Genomic DNA, 19,853 nt, shown 5'->3' with positions numbered 1-19,853 from the left:
CTTAATAACTTTATAGGTGAATACAAGATGTCTAATGTATGTTTGGTAACCGGGGCGAACGGTCATTTAGGAGGGAATGTAGTTAGAGCGCTTATAGCGCAAGGCGAAACCGTAAGGGCAGGGATGCGTGATATTCAAAATGTGGATAATTTTTTCCACTTGAACTGCCAAGTCGTCTATACCGAAATGCAAGATATAGACGCAATGAGAAAAGCCCTGGAAGGTGTCGATATTTTATATCATGTTGCCGCGGTATTTAAACATTGGGCTAAAGATCCTATTACTGAAATCGTCCAGCCGAATGTAAAAGGGACTGAAATTGTCCTTAAAGCGGCGGCCGAAGCCAATGTGAAAAAAGTGGTTTATGTTAGCTCGGTTGCGGCTGTTGGGCACGATGGAAACTATCTAGATGAAAATAGTTGGAACACGTTATCTAACAACGCCTATTACAACTCTAAAATAAAGTCAGAGCAAAAAGCTTGGGAGTTGGCAAAAAAATACAATATTTGGATGGTTTCCGTTCTACCCTCAGCAATGATTGGTCCCCATGCTAATCGACTCACAGACACTATGCAGTTTATTGAAACAATTAGAACCAATAAGCTTCTGATAGACCCTCATTTTTTCTTTAATTTCGTTGATGTTCGCGATGTGGCAAAAGGCGTAGTTGCTGCTACTACGAAAGGCAGTTCTGGTAGCCGTTACATATTGGCTAATAACAACGCTTCGTCACTTACTGAGATATACAATGCTGCCCAATCAACGGGAATTAACTTAAAAGCTCCAGCACGACTACCAAAGTGGGTAATATATTTTATTGCCTTGTGCGCAGAGCTGGCAGCTAAGGTGACAGGTAAACCCGCAGAGCTTATTAGAAGCCAAGTGGCTTTATTCTATGGCATCAGGCAGGAGTATGAAATAACGAAAGCTCGTAATGAACTTGGATACGAGCCTCGCTCACCATCAGAAGCGCTGCGCGATGTATTTGAATACTTAAACGGGCGCGAAAGTAAATTATGACCTTCTCCACAATTCCTCCGTAATTTGTTATTACACTATGATTAATTGGCCAAATTAAGCACAAAGTGGCGAGATCACGGTGGAGCATTCCTCATGAAGCACAATCAACGACTAAACAAGACAGGCATCTTTAGAAAGGTAAAGCTGTTTTCGAATTATGCCTGTCATGTTTAGCTACAACATCCAAGCCCAGAACTGACAAAATTATTAGAAGAAGTAGGGGGCTTAGAACACTTACGGTTGTAAGTGAAAGACCGGGTGGTTATTTAGCGTAATAGGTTGGTGTTTGGGTGAGTTGGATTGCCGGGCATTAGGGGACTGTTTTTTATACAGTACTTTGTGTTTTTAAAGTTAGTAAAAATAAAAAGGAATTGTTCCGGAATGCGGGGGCGGTTTTGAAAGGCAGGACGTAGTACATTGATAATAGAATGTTTTCGTGCGAAAGTTTGTAAGTTAGGGAAATGATGTACGGAAACTTTCCATCTTGTATAAAGGAATTTTTCCACATAATAAGCTGTTATGCTTTCAGTAGTCGAAAAGTAATCATCCCAATTATTTTTTGGTGGTTTCAATAGGGATATTGGAGATTATTCAAATGAGAACATTAATACTGCTATTTTTTACTTTATGTCTTGCTTCTTGCTCTAGCATTAAATCTATTCAAGAGCCAACGTCTGATGATGTAAATGGGCTGACATATTACATGCCTAAGAAAGACTTTGTGGTTACAGTGAATGTTAAGAGCAACAAGATAACAAAAGTATCCTTTGGAACAACGCCTGCATTTCCGGACTTATCCAAACAATATGTTCTGAATCATGGTAGTAACTTCTTAGGTAAAAACACGCTGGATGTAGCTATAACAGAAAAAGGGTTATTGACTTCGAGCAAATCAACTACTGTAAGTAATGTGACTGATGCATTTAAGAACCTTGCGACGACTTACGGGCAACTTAGAACTTTTAGCTTGGTTGGTCCACCAGCTCCATCGGGAAATTGCACAACAGATGGGGATCACATTTTTACATACTCGAAAGCGGGTTCTTATACCCCATGCAATCTGACAGTCACTATTAGTAAAGCTTCAACCAGTAACGGAACTAAAGGTCATTCAAAAAGTTCGGCTGAATCACATTCTGGTATTTTCTATCGTCAAAATGAGCCGTACACAGTGTCTGCAACAGGCCAAGGCTTAAACGTATCATCAATAGTATTTTCGCCCTCAGATTCTAAAACTCTGTTTCTTCCAGTATCTAAGACATTTTTTGCTAACAACGAAGCGGACTTTGCATTCGTAGATGGTGTTCCTACAAAGTATAAACAAGATACAGACGGGGAAGCTATAGCGTTGCTAAAACTGCCTGCTGATATCTTAGGCGCTTATTTCGGTGCGGTGGGTTCAGTGTTTGATAGCTTTAAGTCTAACGACGGTAAGGAAGTTGAAGCATTGAATAGCTCTCTTTCTCTAGAGCTTGCTAAAAAGAAATATGCTGCGTGCATTGAGGCAATAGAGGCAGAGGACGACGATCTTATCAAGGAACTAGAGTGTAAATAGCATAACAAAGCCAGCCAGTAGGACGCAGCGAAGCTGCGCCTCTGCTGGCGGCGTTAGGCTTCTCAAGGATGCAGTGCATGGAATCTATTATCGAGTTAATTTCAAAAGTGCCTAATGTGATTTGGAGTGCGGTCATTGCTTCATGCCTTACATTCTTAGGTGTTTTATGGACAAATAGAGGTAATGAAAAGCGACAAGCTGCGTTACTCGAACACGAAAAACAAAAGTATCAATCCGAACAAAAATTAGCATTAAAAAAGGAAGTGTTTTTAAACGTAGCTAGATCATTTGCTGATGCATTAGGAATAATTCCTAAACTAATAAATTTAGATTTCACACAAAAAGATATTGAAATTAAAATGGCAGATCATAGTGGAATCGTTGCCAAGTCCTACCTTGCAGCTAAAGAAGATTCAGTTGCAGCTATTTTGAATTATTCCGCCGAAACAGCTGAAGTTTTTATTTCTTTGATGAAAGAAAGAGCTGTAGTCTTAGATCATAAAAAAGCGATCGAAATCTACCAATCAACTATTGATTCCGCAAACAATGAAAAAGATCGAATAATTTCAATAATGAAAGAGTTGAATCTTCAAGGTCACAATAATCAGGCTACTTTTGACTATTTAAATAAAAGTTACGAAACCCAACAAGGTATTGTTGATCGAAGCACTGCTAGCTTAAATGAGCAAAAATCAATATTGCAGCCTTTACATATGGATTTTGCAAAAAAATGCATGAGTGAGCATAGTCATCTTTTATCATTATTGCCCCCTATGACAATAGCTCTGCGTGCCGAGCTAGAAAATGATGAAAACTCTCAAAAATTTGTAGATGCATTAAATGATAATATCAAAAGAATGAATGTGGCTTTTGATAGCTTATTTGAAAGTGAAGAAGCCTAACAAGGGTTTTCAAGCCGGACAAAAAACAGTTGGCTTTGTTCGTGCCTCACAAATTATAGCCAACTATTTTTGCCGCTTAAAACGGCGTTAGCTTTCCCTTCCATTAATCTAACTCGGAGTAATTATGTTAGAAATCATTCTAAAAGAGTTAAAAGATAAATCAGTAGCAACAAAATGGTTATATGCAGTTTTCTTTGTTTTTGCAATACACGGCATACAAGATGCGTTCTTTAGCATTTACAAAAACATCAAGGAGTTTAACTCCCCCACGGAGATGGTTGCTTATGTTCAAAGTGCTGATTATCAAGGGAGCAGCTTTGATCAATTTTCCGTGAACATTAGAAACCCCACAAAAGATGACGGCTCAATTAATAACTTTGCTTTTTATTGCAAGCAGTATATAGGAGAACCGATTTACCTAAATGTTGCTAATAACCACTCGATATTTAAGCTTCAAAAACCATCAATGGAAACAATGCCAATAAATATAAAGAAAGGCGAGTCAAAAACAGTTCAAATATACGTAGCAAAAACTAAAGACTCTTTACTCGTTAATGAGCAATGCAAGTCTATAGCTCCTATTTGGTCTGATACCAATTTAAAACAACAAACAGGTAAATCAATTAATCTGAGAAAAGGCTCTGTTTATAATAACTTTACAAACTAAAGCTAACAAGCCGGTCAAGAACGGACGCAAAACAGTAGGCTTGCGCTCGTTTCTCGCTATCTTAGCCTACTATTTATGCGCCGCTTACCGGGGCGTTGGTATGACTCCCCTTGTCAATAAAAACCGAGCGTAACCCTGACACTCTTTCAGCCCATAATTAGCTTTTTTTCTCACTTAAAATAAATGAGCTAACGCACCGGATGAGGCAGTAATGTCGTCGGTTGTCATGCTGGTATTCGTGGATTATTCATCTCTCAATGAACAGCGCCTACCTTACTCACTCCGCCGTGGTCACCTTCTCATCAGTCTATGTTCGTGGATCAATAACCGTTAAGTTATTGCCGTCATAACGCCCTCGTAGGTTGTGCCACATTCCGCGGCCTGATCCGAATGCATTAGCTCAAACTCTTTTATCATGCAGGTACTCTGCTCAATCTCAATTTTGGATTAACTGGCGTAAGCACCACTTCTTTAGCGATAGCCCATATGTAGGCTGCCATCTCTCTGGCTATTGCGGTGATAATGAGGTTGTAATGCTTACCTTTTTTACTCATTCGCTGATAGCGTTTGCACAGACGAAGCTGTGCTTTCCAAGCAATATCGACGATGTCTTTGGGTAAGCCTTCCTGTCGTAGTTGAATATCCGTCGAGATATTGGCTGGATAGCGATAACTATGTGCGCCCTCAATAAGTAAGCGCCTGGCTCTACCATTCCCACATTTGGTTATTGCGCCTAAGTGCCGTTTTCCTCCTGAGGAATGCTCGCTTGGTACCAAACCTAAATAAGCCATGAGCTTTCTAGGGTGGTCGAAACGATTTAAATCACCAAGCTCAGCAACAACCCCAACCGCCACTAGCAGTCTCACACCACGCATGGCTTGGATTGCTTTAACGACAGGATAATACCGCCACTGGTGAACGTGATGGGTTAATTCATTATCTAGCCTTTCTAGCCGACGAATGCGCTCTTCTATGGTTTGCAACTGTTCTTGCAAGACAATTTGCTGAGCCGGATGAGGCAAAATCAGTTCAGTGAGCCAGCGAAGGTGCTTCTTCGACCAGTTGGCAGTGCCTTCATAACGAATGTTGTTGCGCAGCAGTAAGGCTTTAAGCTGGTACTTAGCTTCTTTTAAATCTTTCATTGCTGCTTCTCGGGCGCGGGATAAATCCCGAACAGCTTCATCCTCCGGCTCAGGCACATAAATGGGTGTAAGATCTTCCGACTTTAGCAACTTCACTAATTTAAGTGCATCACGGCGGTCAGTCTTAATCCGTTCACCAGGCTTTTTGGGTATAAGGGACGGCGCTACAACATAGCAACAATGCCCTAAACTTGTTATCAACCGATAAATCCAGTAGCCACAAGGTCCTGCTTCGTAAACCACATGAATTGTCGCGCCCGGATACTTCGATTCAAACTGACGAATGAGTTTTTTGACGCTGACTTTTGAAGAAGGAATGCGGCCATAGTGCACCGCACTTGCTCCACGCTGCTCTTCACAATAAGCCACTTCGTGAAACTCTTTATGCGTATCCAACCCTATAAAAATCATGCTATGTTTGTTCATGCTAGCCTCCAAATGATTTAGTCTTAAGCAAACTAATTATGGCACTGGCTTTTTAAGCTAACCCACGAAAATGCGGAGGCTAGCATTTCACAGGGAGTCATTGTGTCTATACAAACAAGGATAGATTGGTGAACTTTTTTAGTAATAATTTTAAAGCTATTTGGTGGGGAGTTATTGTGATTACCCTCGGCTTTTATTTTTGGCAACGTTTCCCAGATCTATCAACTGGCAAAACAGTAACTGCAGATATGCTTGTCTTTATTGTTTGGATCGCGGTTTGCCTTGTTCCTTTTTTCAATCAATTTGAATTCTTAGGTATCAAATTAAAAGGTCAAATTGATGAAGTGAAAAAAGAATTGAAAGGTGAGATAAACTCACTACGAAGTGAAATATCTAACACCAACAACGTTGATGTAAAACCAAGTGTTTGGGTTGGCAATCAATCAACTCCTGCTAGTGATGAAAAACTGCTAGAAATGGAAGAAAAGCTTAATCGTATTGTTAAAGCCACAGAAGCTGGCTTTGGTTATGAGGCTAAGAATAAGGCTTCAAGCAATATTGAACCTGACATCATGTTCCTATTTGAAACACGATATCAAATAGAATCGGGGCTCAGAAAACTGGCTCCTTTGTCTGGTATTGTTGTTGAGCGTAGAGCTCTTCCGATGGTTAAAATACTTTATCAACTTGTTGAAAATGAAGTCTTACCTTCAGAACTAGCCAAAGTGGCTAGAGAAGTATATTCAATATGTTCACCTGCAATACATGGTGACATTGATAAAATTACTCCTACTCAGGTTGAATTTGTTAAAAAAGTTTCTCCTGAGCTTATTTCTGTTATTAATAGTGCAGTGGAAAAGTTTGTATAACAAGTTGCTTAAACGGACAAAAAACAGTTGGCTTTTTGCTCGTTCCTCGCTAATTTTAGCCAACCATTTTATTGCCGCTTAGCAAAGCATTATGACAGAAAGGATTCCGCCTAATGGTTCAAAATTTAGCTTTAATCTTTCTTTTATTCTTTGCCAGTTCTTCACTGGCTTTGGACAGTGAGGATATAAAGCAAGATAAATCTGTTAGTCTCGCAACGATTGCTGACAGCATCGCCATGCAATACCAGCAGATGGGCTGGTTTTCCGGCGCATTACTGATAACTAAAGATAATGAGGTGGAGTTTGCGTCATCTTATGGCTTTCAGAATGTCGAAGAAAAAATAAAGAACAGCATTCAAAGTCGCTTTAATCTTGGCTCCATCATGAAAGACTTTACCAAGGTCTTGATCTTGCAACAGGTTGAGGCTGGCAAATTAAAGTTAAGTGATAAACTAGTTAGCTTCGAGTTGGGGTTCAAACAACCTGATGCTGATAAAATCACGATTGAGCACCTACTAAATCATAGTGCAGGCTTTGCTGATATCTTTGTGGCCGAATATCGTCAGAATCAACTTGCATTTGATACTCTAAACAAGAAAATAAAGATATTGATAAATAACCCCCTTTTATATACACCTGGTACTGATCGAAAATATTCAAATTATGGGTATGTGGTATTAGGAGTGATTCTTGAAAAAGTAACTGGAAAGCCTTTCGAAGAACTACTCAAAAACAATATCTTCAATCGGGTTGAGATGTCTTCAACGACCTTCAGGCCGGTTAATTCTCATGAATATCAGTCAGTCCGATATACATTCCAATACAATGGCAATTTGAGGAAGGTCGGTATTATTGAACACCCTAGTCCCGATGGCGGCATTGAATCGACTGTTGTGGATGTGCAACGATTTTATCGAGCGTTATTCTATAGCAATAAGTTATTAAAGAACTCAGACGCGATTAATCGCCATTTATTTGCAATGGACGGCTCCCATTGGGGCGCATATGGAGGTGGTCAGGGCGTCAGTGCAGCCGCGGAAGTAGATTTGGACACTAGCTATGAAATAGTTGTTCTGGCAAACACTGATCACTTAGTTGCAGAACGCATTTCTGGTCGAATACACTCTTACATCAAAAATGGTGAGTATCAACCAATTAGACAATTGGAAAAAAACTTTGCCTTTAAGTACTACCAATCAAAAGGAAAACAACAATTCTATAAACACTTCAAACAGGTTTACAACGACAATGGTTACAGTCGATTCATCGGCAGAACAATTAATGAAGTAGGAATGGGACTACTTAAAACAAAATCATGGACCGAGGCATTTGATATGTTCGAATATTTAGTTTCATTGTTTCCCAATGCACCGCAGGCCTACGACAGTTTGGCATTCGCCTATTTATCGAAAGGAGATAGCGAAGCTGCGAAAAGTACTTTTAGCAAATCTTTAACTATTGATGGTAGTTTTAAAAGTGATTACGTGAGTGATAATTACGGTCATAACAATACGTTCAAGTAAGGACAGGCTATCGCCAGCCTCTTAGCTTTGCGTTATGTTTCATGGAGGATTAAGTGAGCATCGGCCCCGATTACAAGTCTTATACAATCGATGAACTTCTTGAAGCTCATGAAGCGATAGATCGGAAAGCTTTTCCATTACGATTTAAAGTTTTAAATGACGAAATCACTTCTCGCTCAATTGCTTTAACTAAATCAGGGGTAGAGAGAGAGCAAAAGGGTGAAACGGTAGATGTGTATGTTCCAAATGAGGTTCCTATTTGGGAACAACTTAAAAATATCCTTCTGTCCATTGGAGTAATATTATTTGGCGGCATTGGAGTTTTTGAAAATGATCTCGCGGTGAAAATTTGTCGCCGATGTGAAACTGTTTATCATCTTAAAGATGAGGCTGCATGGGTGATGTATGCATCTATGCTGCTCATGGCCGTGGGGCTTGTCTCAGAAGTGGTAGATCACTATGACAAAAGAAACAATGAGCATGTATACCACCGAATTTCCAATTTAACCATGTTACCGGGCTTAGTGTTATTTGGACTTGCAATGTACTTGCATACACAATGAAACATAACAATTAAAACCAGTGTCCACTTTTAAGGGTGAACTCTCCTGGGAAGTTATACATACGGAAGAAACATTAAGTTAAATGGATTACTCAAATAAGTGGTTAGTCGGCTTAGCCACATTACCAGCAACCGCTGTTTCAGTGACATTATTAGGCCAATTTGGTTTTTGGGGCTTACTTGTCTCTTTTGTAATTTTCATTGTGGTTACTAATATTTATCTTTTAGTCGTTGCTACCGCGGAAAAGTCCCAAAGGCTTATTAGGTTAAGCGCATTTTTTCTCGCACCATTCGCTTTCTTCGTAGTTGCAATGTATGTATAACGAATAATTTATGGTACTCGCTGCCGCTCGTTGGGACGCAGGCACGTGCGCGGCTTCGCTATTTTCGCGCACGTGTCTGCGCCCCATATTTGGAAGTTAGCAATACAACAAACGGAGTTTCGCCAAATGAAGGGTCTACAAAAACTAGCTGGTATCGCAGCAACTTTCCAAGGGCTTATTTACATAGCAGCCTTTGTGTATTTTGGTGCTTTTTGGTCATATCCGGTTGATGGTAGTCCAGTCGAAAAAATGACTTACATGGCAGAAAATCAACTTCTATTTTCAATGATCTATTTTCTAATGTACGTGGTGTTTGGCGTTTTTCTGGCCATACTCGTTATTGGTATGTATGAGAGGCTTAAACATAAAGTGAATCCCTTAATCACTATTGGATCTCTATTCGGGGGCATTTGGGTGGGTCTGGTGATCGCAAGTGGAATGATTTCGAATATCGGGCTTGATCATGCAATCAATCTGATGGATGCAAATCCAGAAAAAGCCCTTGATATGTGGATAATCGTTTCAGTGATAACAGAAAGTATAGGTGGTGGAAATGAATTAGTTGGCGGACTTTGGGTTCTATTGATTAGCGTAGCAGCTATACAAGAGGGCAGATTACCCCGGTCACTTAACTATCTCGGATATTTTGTAGGCATAGCGGGCATTGCAACGATTTATCCTGACAAACTATTTACTGAAATATTTGGCGTATCACAAATTGTTTGGTTTATTTGGTTGGGTATATGTTTACTAACCGAGGAAAATGCTAACAAATCAATTCAGCAGACCGCTAACGCGTCGGCTGATTGAGGCGTTATAAACCCTTAAGGGATGATTCCGATTCATTTAACAAGGACTGTTCTTGAAAGTTAACGAAACCGTACGACATTACTTGGGGATGTTTTTAGGCATTGGATTATTCATTCTACTTGCGCTTGGTGGCTGGGAACTTTCGGAGCACTCCGAGTGGTTTGGAAGTCTATGGGCATCTGAACTTAATCGATGGCTACTTCTCCTAGGCGGCATTGTTTTGATTCCTATGTCACTCCTAAAGATCTATTCTTTTTTTTGGGGTAGAGGAAAGCTAATTAGAACTTTTAAGCAAAAGACTAGGTCTAGAATATCCAACTGTAAAGATAACGATATTGTGCGTATTCAGGGGAATCTTATTTCTTTGGCTAAGCCACTAATTGCCCCATTAACCCAACGAGAATGTTCAGCCTACACGTTCAGATTTTCAGAAAAGGTGCAAAGAGTTAATGCTCGGTCTAAGACAGAGGAAGCGTGGCAAACTTCGAAATATGTAGAAACTTCAAAACCATTCTTAATAGAGTGTGAGGATGCTCTGGCTCTAATCCGCACGGATGAGTCAAAAGTAATTGTACACGTAGATAAAGTGCATGATGAGAGTACTTACATGAAAGATAGCGGTGGGTTTCTGACAAAAGAAGAAAACGAAAACCGGGCGTTAGCGTTACAAGGATTTGATGAAAGGTTATGGCTTCAAAAATTAGCGTTTTTTCTTTGCCCTTTATATTACTTACGATGTGTTCATGTTCTACATCGGCACCAATTGTTGTACATGAGCAATACGGTGAGATGAGTGCCGATAATGAACTGTTTCGCAAAGAAGCGAGTGATTGTGCGTTACAAGCTAGAGAAAGTGTTACTGGCACAACTTTAGATAAAAATTCACGTAAAGAAGATGTAACCGTTGCAAGCGTCCAGTTATTATCATTTTTTAGCGGTAATGCTTCATGTCTTAAATCTAAAGGTTGGTACATTAAAGAGTAATGCTATAAGTCAATCAAGCGACTAAAGGCTAGCGGTTAACTAGCCTAAGCTTGCTCTCACATCTGCAATGGAAATGAAGAGTTTGTTTTCAGCGTCTTGAAATGCCTGAAAACCATAGCGTTCATAGAAAAGTTTTGCTCCGTCTTTGGCATCAACAATAACAACTGGAAATGCAACGCTATCACTAGCGGCTAATAGCTTTGTGAGTGCGTCGATAAGCAGCCACTCACCAAAGCCTTTCCCTTTGTATCGGTCATCGACAGCAAGACGGGCAATCAGACCACCAGAAGTGGATGATTGATGCTTTTTTTGTAACTTATCAGGCAATGCCTGTAAGTCAATTGGTGTCATTGTTAGCGTGTAAAAGCCGATGACATGTGAGTTGTCGCTATCATCTTCCAAAACAAACGTTCTGGTGTTGTCCTTCTTTGCTTGCTGACTCGCTATTACCTTTAAGTAATTATTGAGAGCTTCGATGCCACAGTTGAATCGGTTTCTATCGTGTTTAACTTTATCTAACAGTACCGTATTCATCATTGAGTTTTGCTATCGTATCGATCAGCAGCAGCTTTTAGTTTTGAGTTCTGTGTTGCAGTACAGTCTAAAGCTTCCATAAGCAACATCGCGTCAGCTTGGCTCAGTTTTAAAGCCTGTTCACGTTCGATAACTTGTTTAGCTTTTTCGATTGCAGCGCTTAGAACAAACGAGTTGATGCTAGACATGCCGGCAATCGCGGCCGCCTTAGTAAGTAAGTCTTGTGTATCGACATCAACTCTAGCGGTGATGCGAGGCAAAGTAGTAGCCATAATGTTATCTCCTGTTGTGTCAAAATGTCACATGTGCATTATGGTCTTAAAGTGTGGAATAAGCAATTTCGGTGTCACTTTGGCACGCAAGCGAACAAGTAATTAAAGATTAATTCGGCACGCTGCTATTGTGGCGAAGCAAGTAGATCTACGCTTGGGTTTCTTCATCATATTGTAAATTATTGTCTTAGCCATAGTTTCTCCGAAAATTGTTGTTACACTATGATTAATAAGCCAAATTAAGCACAAAGTGGCGACATCACGGTGGAGCTATCCTCATGAAACACAATCATTTATTTTTAGTGTTACTTTTAAGTGGCGGCGTACTATCAGCTTGCCATCAGCCCGATACTGCGCAATGCGATATCATATCAGCGTCTGTAGAAGAGGCCGGTTTTAGTAAGTCGGTACAGGTAACATGTGACGACAGCTATGCTTATTTAACTTCTAGTACCTATCCTAGCCACGATATGATGAATGGCATTACGGGCACCAACGAACAAATTCCGGTACCCGCTTTAGATTATGCAGCCCCCATAAAGCTTAAACCTACCAAAGCTGAATCATTAACCAGTATTGATGCTGCATTAGGTGTTGCCGTTAATGGCGTTCCTATATACGACTATTCATCTCAAGGCGAACTTGATTTATCACACTACAACGAAAACGTTGATACCGTTAAATTAGGCCAGTTAGACAACTGTGGTGGTCACGCAGGGCGGGGCGACGATTACCACTACCATGCGGCGCCTACTTGTATGATTGAAACCATGGCGAATCGTAAAAATAACCCCATTATTGGATGGGCGTATGACGGGTATCCTATTTACGGAGACGATAATCCAGATGGTAGTATAATAGAAAAGGGCACACTGGATGACTGTAACGGTCAGGCTGATGATGTATTTGGTTATCGTTACCATACGTCAGAGGCGCCGCCTTATATCGTTCAATGTTTGGTTGGAAAAGTTGATGTAGGTGACCTACCCAGAGTAGCACCGCTTACCAGCACCGATAAAGATGGTTCTACAACAACACTGAATGCTATGCGAGATAACTTAACGCCTCCCAGAGATGGCGTTGAAAATTTAAAGCATACTGTGTCCGATACTGGTAAACGTTCTATGACCTATACCTATCAGGGCCAAGATTACTTTGTGCATTACACGCCGAATTCCAGCAAATCAAACTGTTTCGATTTCGAACAAAAAACGGTAAGCAACGGTGGGATAGTAGAAACAGGTACGTTTTGTCGAAATACCGATTCAAAACAAAACCCAACCCAAAACCAAAGCCAAAATGAAGAACCAGGCAGAAGACAAGACAACTCTCCGCCACCGCCACCAAAAGGTGATAGAAAGCCACCTCGCCAAAACGACCCTAATAGTGCAAAAGTTAATAAAACGACACACACTACAATGGTGAACAAAAGCCATACTTTTAAACTTGAAGCATGGGCAGACAATTGGTTCGCGGCGTATCTTAACCAGCAACTTATTGTTGAAGATTCAGTACCTATTACCACCGAGCGTTCTTTCAACGCAGAAGAGGTTACATTTTCGGCCGATTACCCGCTCACTATCAATTTAGTTATTAAAGACTTTAAGCAAAACGATACTGGGCTTGAATATATTGGTACACCAAGGCAACAAATGGGAGATGGCGGCTTCATCATGCAGCTTACCGATATTTCAACCAATGAAATGGTTGCGGTTAGTAATAGCGCCTGGCATTGCAAGGTACTTCATGAAGCGCCATTAAATAAGCAGTGTGAAACTGAGTTAAACCCAACCGCTGGCACAGCACCTTGTGATTATACTAGTACCGAAGCACCTTCTGGGTGGAAAAAAGCAGGGTTTGATGTAAGTGAATGGCCAAATGCTACCGAATATAGCGCGGCAATGGTTAGCCCTAAAGATGGCTACAACCTTATAAGTTGGGATGATCGTGCGAAGTTAATTTGGGGCGACGATTTAGAAACCAGTAATACGCTTATTTGTAAATTTACGGTTGAGAAGCCGTGAGAAAGCGCATGACTACATTCTTGTTTTCAGTATCGTATTTACGCGCCTTGCTAAAGGGGGGGCTTGCATTTACTTGTTTGCTACTCTCTTTTGTAACAAATGCTCATGTGGTTGAAGAAACCACGGCGCAAGTTATATTGCGAGACGGGCAAGTAGAAATACGGATGCAAACCGACAGAGCCCATTGGGTAGCAGCAGTAAGTGATAGCGCCGCGTTTTTAGTCGGTGATATAGACAGCGTTATGCCGAAGGGGCTATCCATTAAAGCGCAAGATACCTTTTTTACGTCGATTCTTAAAAGGCAAACGGTAATAAGCGTCAATAACATTGAACAAGCTATTGATGGCATTACTGTAATAGAAAACGAGAACAGCCAAAAAATGACTGTTGTGATGTACGCTACCCATACGTTATCAAAGGTAGAAAGCATTGGGGTAAGCTTTCCACAAAGCTTAGGGAACATTCACAGCAGTTTCAGTAAACCTCAATATCGAACGATACCTGCAGGAAGTTACCGTAGCGTAACACTGGAATAGTATGGATTCTGTAACGGCAGAGAAGTTAAAAACCAATGGCCGTGTTTAAAATTTTCCGCTACTAATATTGCACACACTAACTTCCACTTCTTTACAAACCTGTTATGTCATCAGTACAGTTTTGTCCCATTTTCTGGATACTTTCGTGACATCTTTCTTTCAGTATTGATAGGGCGTTAACACAAACCTATTTATTACTAAGGAAACATCATGAAGCGATTTAATAAAATTTCTGCAGCGGCATTGCTTGCGTTTGCAAGCCAACAAAGTTTCGCTGCTGATATAACAGTAGAAATTCAGAACTTAACTCACGGGTTGTACTTCACACCTATTGCCGCTGTGGCGCACACCGCTGATGCTAGCTTATTTGAAGTAGGCGAAGCTGCCAGCACTGAATTACAAATGATGGCCGAAGGCGGCAGCTTAGACGGTATTGCTACCATTGGTACAGCCATTGGTGCAGACGTAATTGCTAACCCTGCAGGCGGACTGTTAGCGCCTACCATGTCTACGTCAGCCGACTTAATGACAGCCGACGACAATGTTGTATTGTCGGTAGTAGCGATGATCCTTCCTTCTAACGATGGTTTTATCGGGTTAGATAACTGGGAAATTCCAACAGAAGCTGGCACTTATACGGTTTTCATTAATGCTTATGATGCGGGCACAGAAGCTAACGACGAATTACGTGGTAGCGGTGAACCAGGTATGGCGGGTATGCCAGTACCACCACCATTAGACCCATTACTTGGTAATGGTGGAACCGGTGTAGCAGGCGCAGATACTAACACTACCGTACATATTCACCGCGGAAACATTGGCGACGACTCGTTAACGGAAGGTGCAAGTGACGTAGACAACGCCGTTCATCGTTGGTTGAACCCAGTAGCTAAAGTAACAGTAACCGTACGATAAGGAGGCTGTTATGCAATATTTAGCCAAACATTATAAAAAAGCATTGGTACTTACGTTACCCTTTTTGCTTGCGGCGTGTGGTGATGACGATACCCGTGAAGTAATTGTAGAAGTAGAAGTGCCAGCTGAAATTCCCGATCCAGTGCCGGTATCGTACGACGTAACCGTCACTAATTTAACCAATGGTCAGCCAGTTTCGCCGCCTGCGGTAGTGCTGCATAGCGAAGGTACCTTGTGGGAGGTAGGTGCCGTTGCATCGGTGGAACTAGAGCGTATTGCCGAAGTAGGCGATTCAGCCGACTTTTTAACATTAGGTGATGCAAGTGCTGGCGGCGTTGGCCCAATTACCCCAGGCGACTCACAAACAATTAGTGTCACTATTAACGATATTACTGACGCTAACCTGACTATTGCTGCCATGCTGGGAAATACCAACGATGCCTTTACCGGTATTAACAGTTGGAGCCTAGCCAACCTTGAAGTAGGCGCTACCTATACCACTGTTAGCCCAGCTTATGATGCAGGTACGGAAGCAAACACAGAAAGTGCTGCAACCGTACCAGGCCCTGCAGCGAACGGAGAGGGCTTTAGCCCAAGTCGTGACGACACAGGGTTTATCTCAATGCACCCAGGTGTGGTGAGCTCGGACGACGGCCTTACAACCTCGGCGTTAACGGTTGAACATAAGTTCGATAACCCGGTTATTCGTATACAAATTACGCGAACTGAGTAATGAAAAATAATGCCCAGGACTTAGACTAAAGTCTACTTTAGCGAGCAGGTAAATAAAAAGCGTTAATCTTGTGAAAGATTAACGCTTTTCCATCGTTCTATTAGTTTTTGAACTGTGGCTTTCCCAAACATGACCGACAAAATATTAATTGTTGAAGACGACCAAGATATCGCAAATTTAATGCGGGTTAATCTGTTAGAACTGGGTGTTGAAATAGAACATCAAACTGACGGAAAAGTAGCACTGGAATGCGCGTTGTCTGATGAATTTGCCATTGTAATTTTGGATGTGATGCTACCTAGCATGAGCGGCTTAGATATATGCCGCAAGGTGCGAGATGCCTTGCCTATGCAAAGTATTATTATGCTTACCTCGAAAACCTCTGAAACCGACAGAGTATTAGGGTTAGAGCTTGGCGCCGACGATTACATGACAAAGCCATTCAGTGTAAGAGAACTGCAAGCAAGGGTGCGTTCTCAGCTTCGAAAATATCATGTGGTGCAACAAACTCAAACCACGCAACAACAAATAGATACACCGTTAAAACTAGGCCGCCTTGTTATCGACCAGCGAAATCATCAGGTATTTTTATCTGAAGAAGAATTGGTACTAACCGCCACTGAATTTGAATTGCTTCATCACTTAGCCAGTCACCCTGGGCAAGTGTTTAGTCGCAGCCAATTATTAGAATCGGTGTGGGGTTACCATCATAGTGGCTACGAGCATACGGTGAATTCACATATTAACCGGCTGCGTTCGAAGTTAGAAAACGACGCCACCGCGCCCCAAATTGTACAAACCGTATGGGGTGTAGGGTACAAATTTAATCCTCAAGGAGTGTAACTCTATGAAATTTGGCTTTTATCCTCGCCTTGCCGTGTGCTTGGTTGGCGTATTTATGGTGGTGATGATTGCCTGTTTTTACTCCACGAATTTATTACAAAAACGTACTCAACAAGAAGCAGAACAAAAACTGCATATTGGCTTAGCGGAACATCTTGTTAGTGATAATCCGCTGCTTAAGGAAGGGGTGTACGACTACGAAGCCCTTGGAAACCTTTTCCATACGCTAATGATTTTGGGCCCAAGTTTTGAGTTCTATTATTTAGACCCTGAAGGCACCATTCTTACGTATTCGGCCGAGCCTGGAAAAGTGAAAGCCGATGCGGTGGATATTGCCCCTATAAAACAGCTTATTAATACCGATCGCGGCTTTCCCATTGAAGGTGACGACCCAAGAAACATTGGCCTGCAAAAAATATTTTCTGCGGCACCGGTTTATAACAACGAACAACTGCAAGGCTATTTGTATGTGATTATTGGTGGTGAGCGTTACGACTCCATTATCGCGAATTTACAAAACAGCCAGAGCATGCGCGAAGTCGCATTATTTATGTTTGTTGGTTTGTTTTTACTCTTGCTAGCGTTACTTGTGTTGTTTAAATATTTCACCACGCCATTAAGACGCTTAAGCGATGATATGGACTGCGTACGAGAAGCCGATTTTCATCGAGAAAAACTACCCCCTAATTTGGCTACATGGAACAGAAACAGCGCCAACGAAATAGACCGCTTAGGCTGTGCGTTTACCGATATGCTTACCCATATAGACAATCAGTTCGACCAACTTAATAAAATTGATAGCCAGCGGCGTGTACTGCTTGCCGACTTATCACACGACCTGCGTACTCCTTTGGCTAGCCTACAAGGTTACATTGAAACATTAGCGCTGAATGAAGACAGTTTATCTAAAGAAGATAGAAGACATTTTGTGGATGTGTCGCTTAAAAACGCGAAAAACTTAAAGCATCTTATCGACCAAATATTTGAGCTTGCGTATTTAGAAGGCGGGCAAGTTACCTTGCATCAAGAGTCTTTTCCGTTAGGTGAATTACTGCATGATGTGGCCGCAAAGTTCGAGCTTGATGCTAAACAAAAAAATATCGCTATTAAAGTTATTCCCGATCACTTTGAATACTACGTGTTTGCTGATATTGGTAAGCTTGAGCGCGTGCTTACGAACCTTATTGCCAATGCTATTCGCCATACCCCGGAAAATGGCAGCATAGACCTTGCTGTGGTGTTACATAGCGATAAGCTTAGGGTAGATATTCGTGATACCGGTATTGGAATTAGCGATAAAGAAATAGCGTACATTTTTGATGCTAGGTATCAGGCCAGTAATACAGAAAAAGACACCTGTAGCCACGCAGGTTTAGGTTTGGCTATTTGCAAAAAGCTAATGGCACTGCTTAATTCAGATTTACGAGTAGAGAGTCAATTAGGGAAGGGCACGTGTTTTAGTTTTGAACTTACCTTAGCGAATAGTCATTAAGGTTGGGCTTAACGCGGTAGGTAAATTATAGCGTTACTCGATTTATAGCGGGCTCGATTTATGGCGGGCTCGAATTACAGCGGGCTCGAATTACAGCGGGCTCGATTTATAGCGGGACTCGATTTATGGCGGGCTCGAATTACAGCGGGCTCGAATTACAGCGGGCTCGATTTATAAAGGCACTTTGATTTTAAGCGGGCATAAGGCTACGCAGCAGCACGGAAGAATTTCGTCATCATCAATAAAGGCGAGGGGATCGGTAGTATATTCTACTTCGCCTTCAATCAACTTAGTTCTACACGCACCACAAAAACCTTCACGGCAATGGTAGTGAATATTGATGTTAGCGGCTTCAAGGGCGGTAAGAAGCGTAGTATCAGGGGGGGATGAAATACACCCCACATCAACAACGTCGATGCGGAGTGTTTTATCAGCTGTGCTCATTATTTTTTGGCGCTACTTCTTAGCGTTTTTGTAGTGTGATCTGTTAACGCTAGCGCTCAAAATCAGCTTAGCGCTACAGTTCGAAATCAGCAAAATCGTCTTCACTCACCGCAGAGTCAATTTGACCTACCAAGTAAGAACTAATTTCAGACTCTTGTGGTGCTACCTGAACGTTGTCAGAGTTAAGGTAGTTATTCATCCACGGCAGAGGGTTACTGCTGATTTCAAATGGCGCATCTAGGCCAATTGCCGTCATACGTTGATTCGCAATATATTCAACGTAAGAACAAAGGATTTCTTTGTTAAGGCCAATCATAGAGCCGGTTTTGAATAGGTAATCAGCCCATTCTTTTTCTTGTTCAACCGCGTTCATGAAAATAGCGCGTGCTTCTTCTTTGCAATCTTGTGCAATTTGCGCCATTTCAGGGTCGTCTTTGCTTCGTGCCCACAAATTCAAAATATGTTGGGTAGAAGACAAATGTAGGTTTTCATCACGGGCAATCAGGCGGATAATTTTTGAATTACCTTCCATCAACTTGCGTTCCGCAAAGGCAAACGTACAGGCAAACGACACGTAGAAACGAATGGCTTCTAAAGCATTCACTGAGTTCATGCACAAGAAAAGCTTCTTCTTTAACTCGTACATGTTGATGGTATGTGGCACGCCATCAACTGTGTGCACACCTTCACCTTGTGTTTGCCATAACTGAGTGGCAAAAATAAGGTCGTCGTAGTACTTCGAAATATCGGCGGCACGGCGCTTAATTTCATCGTTAACCACAATGTCTTCAAAAATTTCACTCGGGTCTGAAAACAAGTTACGCAAAATGTGCGTGTAAGAGCGAGAGTGGATGGTTTCAAAGAAAGACCATGTTTCCACCCAGGTCTCAAGCTCAGGCAAGGAGATGATAGGTAGAAAGGCAATATTAGGGCTGCGGCCTTGAACCGAGTCTAATAGGGTTTGGTATTTCAAGTTTGAAATAAAGATGTGCTTTTCAGGGTCGGTTAATTTTTGAAAATCAACACGATCGCGAGATACATCTACTTCCTCAGGGCGCCAGAAAAAGCTAATTTGCTTTTCAATAAGCTTTTCGAAAATGGCATGCTTTTGTTGGTCGTAACGGGCTACATTCACCGGGTTACCGAAGAACATAGGTTCAACCAATGGGTTGGTACTTTGCTGATTAAACGTAGTATATTTCATGAGTGCCTAACTAAAAACTTAATGATAAACGCGTTTTATTATTTATGTTCTTGCTGCGATACCGATTTCGCAA

At 41.5% G+C, this 19,853-nt stretch carries 20 protein-coding genes; 15 read left to right on the top strand and 5 right to left on the bottom strand.

Going from position 1 to position 19,853, the window contains the following annotated elements; all coding sequences use genetic code 11:
- Window positions 1–27 precede the first annotated feature (27 nt).
- The 4 genes from AMBT_RS08440 (at window position 28) to AMBT_RS08425 (ending at window position 4,144) form a co-directional block, all read left to right on the top strand.
- Entirely contained in the window at window positions 28–1,020 is a 993-nt protein-coding gene (locus AMBT_RS08440; protein WP_013784196.1) for an NAD-dependent epimerase/dehydratase family protein, read from the top strand.
- A gap of 595 nt (window positions 1,021–1,615) precedes the next feature.
- Complete coding sequence (locus AMBT_RS08435; RefSeq protein ID WP_013784195.1) at window positions 1,616–2,575, top strand: hypothetical protein; 960 nt, start codon at window positions 1,616–1,618, stop codon at window positions 2,573–2,575.
- 77 nt (window positions 2,576–2,652) lie between these two features.
- Complete coding sequence (locus AMBT_RS08430; RefSeq protein ID WP_013784194.1) at window positions 2,653–3,477, top strand: hypothetical protein; 825 nt, start codon at window positions 2,653–2,655, stop codon at window positions 3,475–3,477.
- 124 nt (window positions 3,478–3,601) lie between these two features.
- The gene (locus AMBT_RS08425; RefSeq protein WP_013784193.1) at window positions 3,602–4,144 is read left to right on the top strand and encodes a hypothetical protein; all 543 of its coding nucleotides are present in this window, start codon (window positions 3,602–3,604) and stop codon (window positions 4,142–4,144) included.
- Between the two features lie 413 nt (window positions 4,145–4,557).
- On the opposite strand, the gene AMBT_RS08420 is transcribed toward AMBT_RS08425, so the two are convergent.
- The gene (locus AMBT_RS08420; protein WP_013784192.1) at window positions 4,558–5,712 is read right to left on the bottom strand and encodes an IS110 family RNA-guided transposase; all 1,155 of its coding nucleotides are present in this window, start codon (window positions 5,710–5,712) and stop codon (window positions 4,558–4,560) included.
- A 128-nt stretch (window positions 5,713–5,840) separates the two neighbouring features.
- Here AMBT_RS08420 and AMBT_RS08415 point away from each other — a divergent pair, with 128 nt between their 5' ends.
- From AMBT_RS08415 to AMBT_RS08385, 5 genes are all read left to right on the top strand, one after another.
- Window positions 5,841–6,581 (top strand): hypothetical protein, encoded by a 741-nt coding sequence (locus AMBT_RS08415; RefSeq protein ID WP_013784191.1) that lies wholly within the window; start codon window positions 5,841–5,843, stop codon window positions 6,579–6,581.
- Window positions 6,582–6,694: 113 nt separating this feature from the next.
- Window positions 6,695–8,104, top strand: a complete 1,410-nt coding sequence (locus tag AMBT_RS08410; protein ID WP_013784190.1) for a serine hydrolase domain-containing protein — start codon at window positions 6,695–6,697, stop codon at window positions 8,102–8,104.
- Between the two features lie 53 nt (window positions 8,105–8,157).
- The gene (locus AMBT_RS21900) at window positions 8,158–8,667 is read left to right on the top strand and encodes a hypothetical protein (RefSeq protein WP_013784189.1); all 510 of its coding nucleotides are present in this window, start codon (window positions 8,158–8,160) and stop codon (window positions 8,665–8,667) included.
- 448 nt (window positions 8,668–9,115) lie between these two features.
- Window positions 9,116–9,799 (top strand): DUF4386 family protein, encoded by a 684-nt coding sequence (locus AMBT_RS08395; protein ID WP_041452530.1) that lies wholly within the window; start codon window positions 9,116–9,118, stop codon window positions 9,797–9,799.
- 687 nt (window positions 9,800–10,486) lie between these two features.
- A complete protein-coding gene (locus AMBT_RS08385) occupies window positions 10,487–10,783 on the top strand; it encodes a hypothetical protein (RefSeq protein ID WP_148259087.1) in 297 nt (98 codons plus the stop codon).
- Between the two features lie 39 nt (window positions 10,784–10,822).
- Here AMBT_RS08385 and AMBT_RS08380 read toward each other — a convergent pair whose 3' ends face one another.
- Window positions 10,823–11,320, bottom strand: coding sequence for a GNAT family N-acetyltransferase (locus AMBT_RS08380; protein ID WP_013784184.1), 498 nt, complete (start codon window positions 11,318–11,320; stop codon window positions 10,823–10,825).
- Entirely contained in the window at window positions 11,317–11,589 is a 273-nt protein-coding gene (locus tag AMBT_RS08375; RefSeq protein WP_013784183.1) for a type II toxin-antitoxin system TacA family antitoxin, read from the bottom strand. Before AMBT_RS08375 ends, AMBT_RS08380 begins: the two co-directional genes overlap by 4 nt.
- Window positions 11,590–11,867: 278 nt before the next feature.
- On the opposite strand from AMBT_RS08375, the gene AMBT_RS22920 reads away from it, so the two are divergent.
- The 6 genes from AMBT_RS22920 to AMBT_RS08345 all read left to right on the top strand — a co-directional run bounded on the left by AMBT_RS22920 (window position 11,868) and on the right by AMBT_RS08345 (window position 18,132).
- Window positions 11,868–13,613 carry a YHYH protein gene (locus AMBT_RS22920; protein ID WP_013784182.1) on the top strand — a complete coding sequence of 582 codons (1,746 nt, stop codon included), beginning with the start codon at window positions 11,868–11,870 and terminating at the stop codon, window positions 13,611–13,613.
- 8 nt (window positions 13,614–13,621) lie between these two features.
- Window positions 13,622–14,149, top strand: a complete 528-nt coding sequence (locus AMBT_RS08365; RefSeq protein ID WP_013784181.1) for a hypothetical protein — start codon at window positions 13,622–13,624, stop codon at window positions 14,147–14,149.
- 210 nt (window positions 14,150–14,359) lie between these two features.
- Complete coding sequence (locus AMBT_RS08360; protein WP_013784180.1) at window positions 14,360–15,064, top strand: spondin domain-containing protein; 705 nt, start codon at window positions 14,360–14,362, stop codon at window positions 15,062–15,064.
- 10 nt (window positions 15,065–15,074) lie between these two features.
- Window positions 15,075–15,797 carry a spondin domain-containing protein gene (locus AMBT_RS08355; RefSeq protein ID WP_013784179.1) on the top strand — a complete coding sequence of 241 codons (723 nt, stop codon included), beginning with the start codon at window positions 15,075–15,077 and terminating at the stop codon, window positions 15,795–15,797.
- 129 nt (window positions 15,798–15,926) lie between these two features.
- Window positions 15,927–16,640 carry a winged helix-turn-helix domain-containing protein gene (locus tag AMBT_RS08350; protein ID WP_013784178.1) on the top strand — a complete coding sequence of 238 codons (714 nt, stop codon included), beginning with the start codon at window positions 15,927–15,929 and terminating at the stop codon, window positions 16,638–16,640.
- Window positions 16,641–16,644: 4 nt separating this feature from the next.
- Window positions 16,645–18,132 (top strand): sensor histidine kinase, encoded by a 1,488-nt coding sequence (locus AMBT_RS08345; RefSeq protein ID WP_013784177.1) that lies wholly within the window; start codon window positions 16,645–16,647, stop codon window positions 18,130–18,132.
- Window positions 18,133–18,303: 171 nt separating this feature from the next.
- Here the strand turns inward: AMBT_RS08345 and yfaE are convergent, their stop codons facing one another.
- Together yfaE and nrdB are read right to left on the bottom strand one after the other, a co-directional pair.
- Entirely contained in the window at window positions 18,304–18,576 is a 273-nt protein-coding gene (gene yfaE, locus AMBT_RS08340; protein WP_013784176.1) for a class I ribonucleotide reductase maintenance protein YfaE, read from the bottom strand.
- A gap of 73 nt (window positions 18,577–18,649) precedes the next feature.
- Complete coding sequence (gene nrdB, locus AMBT_RS08335) at window positions 18,650–19,780, bottom strand: class Ia ribonucleoside-diphosphate reductase subunit beta (protein ID WP_013784175.1); 1,131 nt, start codon at window positions 19,778–19,780, stop codon at window positions 18,650–18,652.
- Between the last annotated feature and the right edge of the window lie 73 nt (window positions 19,781–19,853).

It is taken from the genome of Alteromonas naphthalenivorans (genome assembly GCF_000213655.1).
Classification (GTDB): domain Bacteria; phylum Pseudomonadota; class Gammaproteobacteria; order Enterobacterales; family Alteromonadaceae; genus Alteromonas; species Alteromonas naphthalenivorans.
Note: the sequence above shows the minus strand (reverse complement) of the source record. Positions and strands in the feature narration are given on the sequence as shown.

Bases quoted from the DNA above. Each gene is read 5' to 3' on its own strand.
- AMBT_RS08440 (WP_013784196.1), top strand. From the start codon at position 28: ATGTCTAATGTATGTTTGGTAACCGGGGCGAACGGTCATTTAGGAGGG.
- AMBT_RS08435 (WP_013784195.1), top strand. From the start codon at position 1,616: ATGAGAACATTAATACTGCTATTTTTTACTTTATGTCTTGCTTCTTGC.
- AMBT_RS08430 (WP_013784194.1), top strand. From the start codon at position 2,653: ATGGAATCTATTATCGAGTTAATTTCAAAAGTGCCTAATGTGATTTGG.
- AMBT_RS08425 (WP_013784193.1), top strand. From the start codon at position 3,602: ATGTTAGAAATCATTCTAAAAGAGTTAAAAGATAAATCAGTAGCAACA.
- AMBT_RS08420 (WP_013784192.1), bottom strand. From the start codon at position 5,712: ATGAACAAACATAGCATGATTTTTATAGGGTTGGATACGCATAAAGAG.
- AMBT_RS08410 (WP_013784190.1), top strand. From the start codon at position 6,695: ATGGTTCAAAATTTAGCTTTAATCTTTCTTTTATTCTTTGCCAGTTCT.
- AMBT_RS08395 (WP_041452530.1), top strand. From the start codon at position 9,116: ATGAAGGGTCTACAAAAACTAGCTGGTATCGCAGCAACTTTCCAAGGG.
- AMBT_RS08385 (WP_148259087.1), top strand. From the start codon at position 10,487: ATGGCTTCAAAAATTAGCGTTTTTTCTTTGCCCTTTATATTACTTACG.
- AMBT_RS08380 (WP_013784184.1), bottom strand. From the start codon at position 11,320: ATGATGAATACGGTACTGTTAGATAAAGTTAAACACGATAGAAACCGA.
- AMBT_RS08375 (WP_013784183.1), bottom strand. From the start codon at position 11,589: ATGGCTACTACTTTGCCTCGCATCACCGCTAGAGTTGATGTCGATACA.
- AMBT_RS22920 (WP_013784182.1), top strand. From the start codon at position 11,868: ATGAAACACAATCATTTATTTTTAGTGTTACTTTTAAGTGGCGGCGTA.
- AMBT_RS08365 (WP_013784181.1), top strand. From the start codon at position 13,622: ATGACTACATTCTTGTTTTCAGTATCGTATTTACGCGCCTTGCTAAAG.
- AMBT_RS08360 (WP_013784180.1), top strand. From the start codon at position 14,360: ATGAAGCGATTTAATAAAATTTCTGCAGCGGCATTGCTTGCGTTTGCA.
- AMBT_RS08355 (WP_013784179.1), top strand. From the start codon at position 15,075: ATGCAATATTTAGCCAAACATTATAAAAAAGCATTGGTACTTACGTTA.
- AMBT_RS08350 (WP_013784178.1), top strand. From the start codon at position 15,927: ATGACCGACAAAATATTAATTGTTGAAGACGACCAAGATATCGCAAAT.
- AMBT_RS08345 (WP_013784177.1), top strand. From the start codon at position 16,645: ATGAAATTTGGCTTTTATCCTCGCCTTGCCGTGTGCTTGGTTGGCGTA.
- yfaE (WP_013784176.1), bottom strand. From the start codon at position 18,576: ATGAGCACAGCTGATAAAACACTCCGCATCGACGTTGTTGATGTGGGG.
- nrdB (WP_013784175.1), bottom strand. From the start codon at position 19,780: ATGAAATATACTACGTTTAATCAGCAAAGTACCAACCCATTGGTTGAA.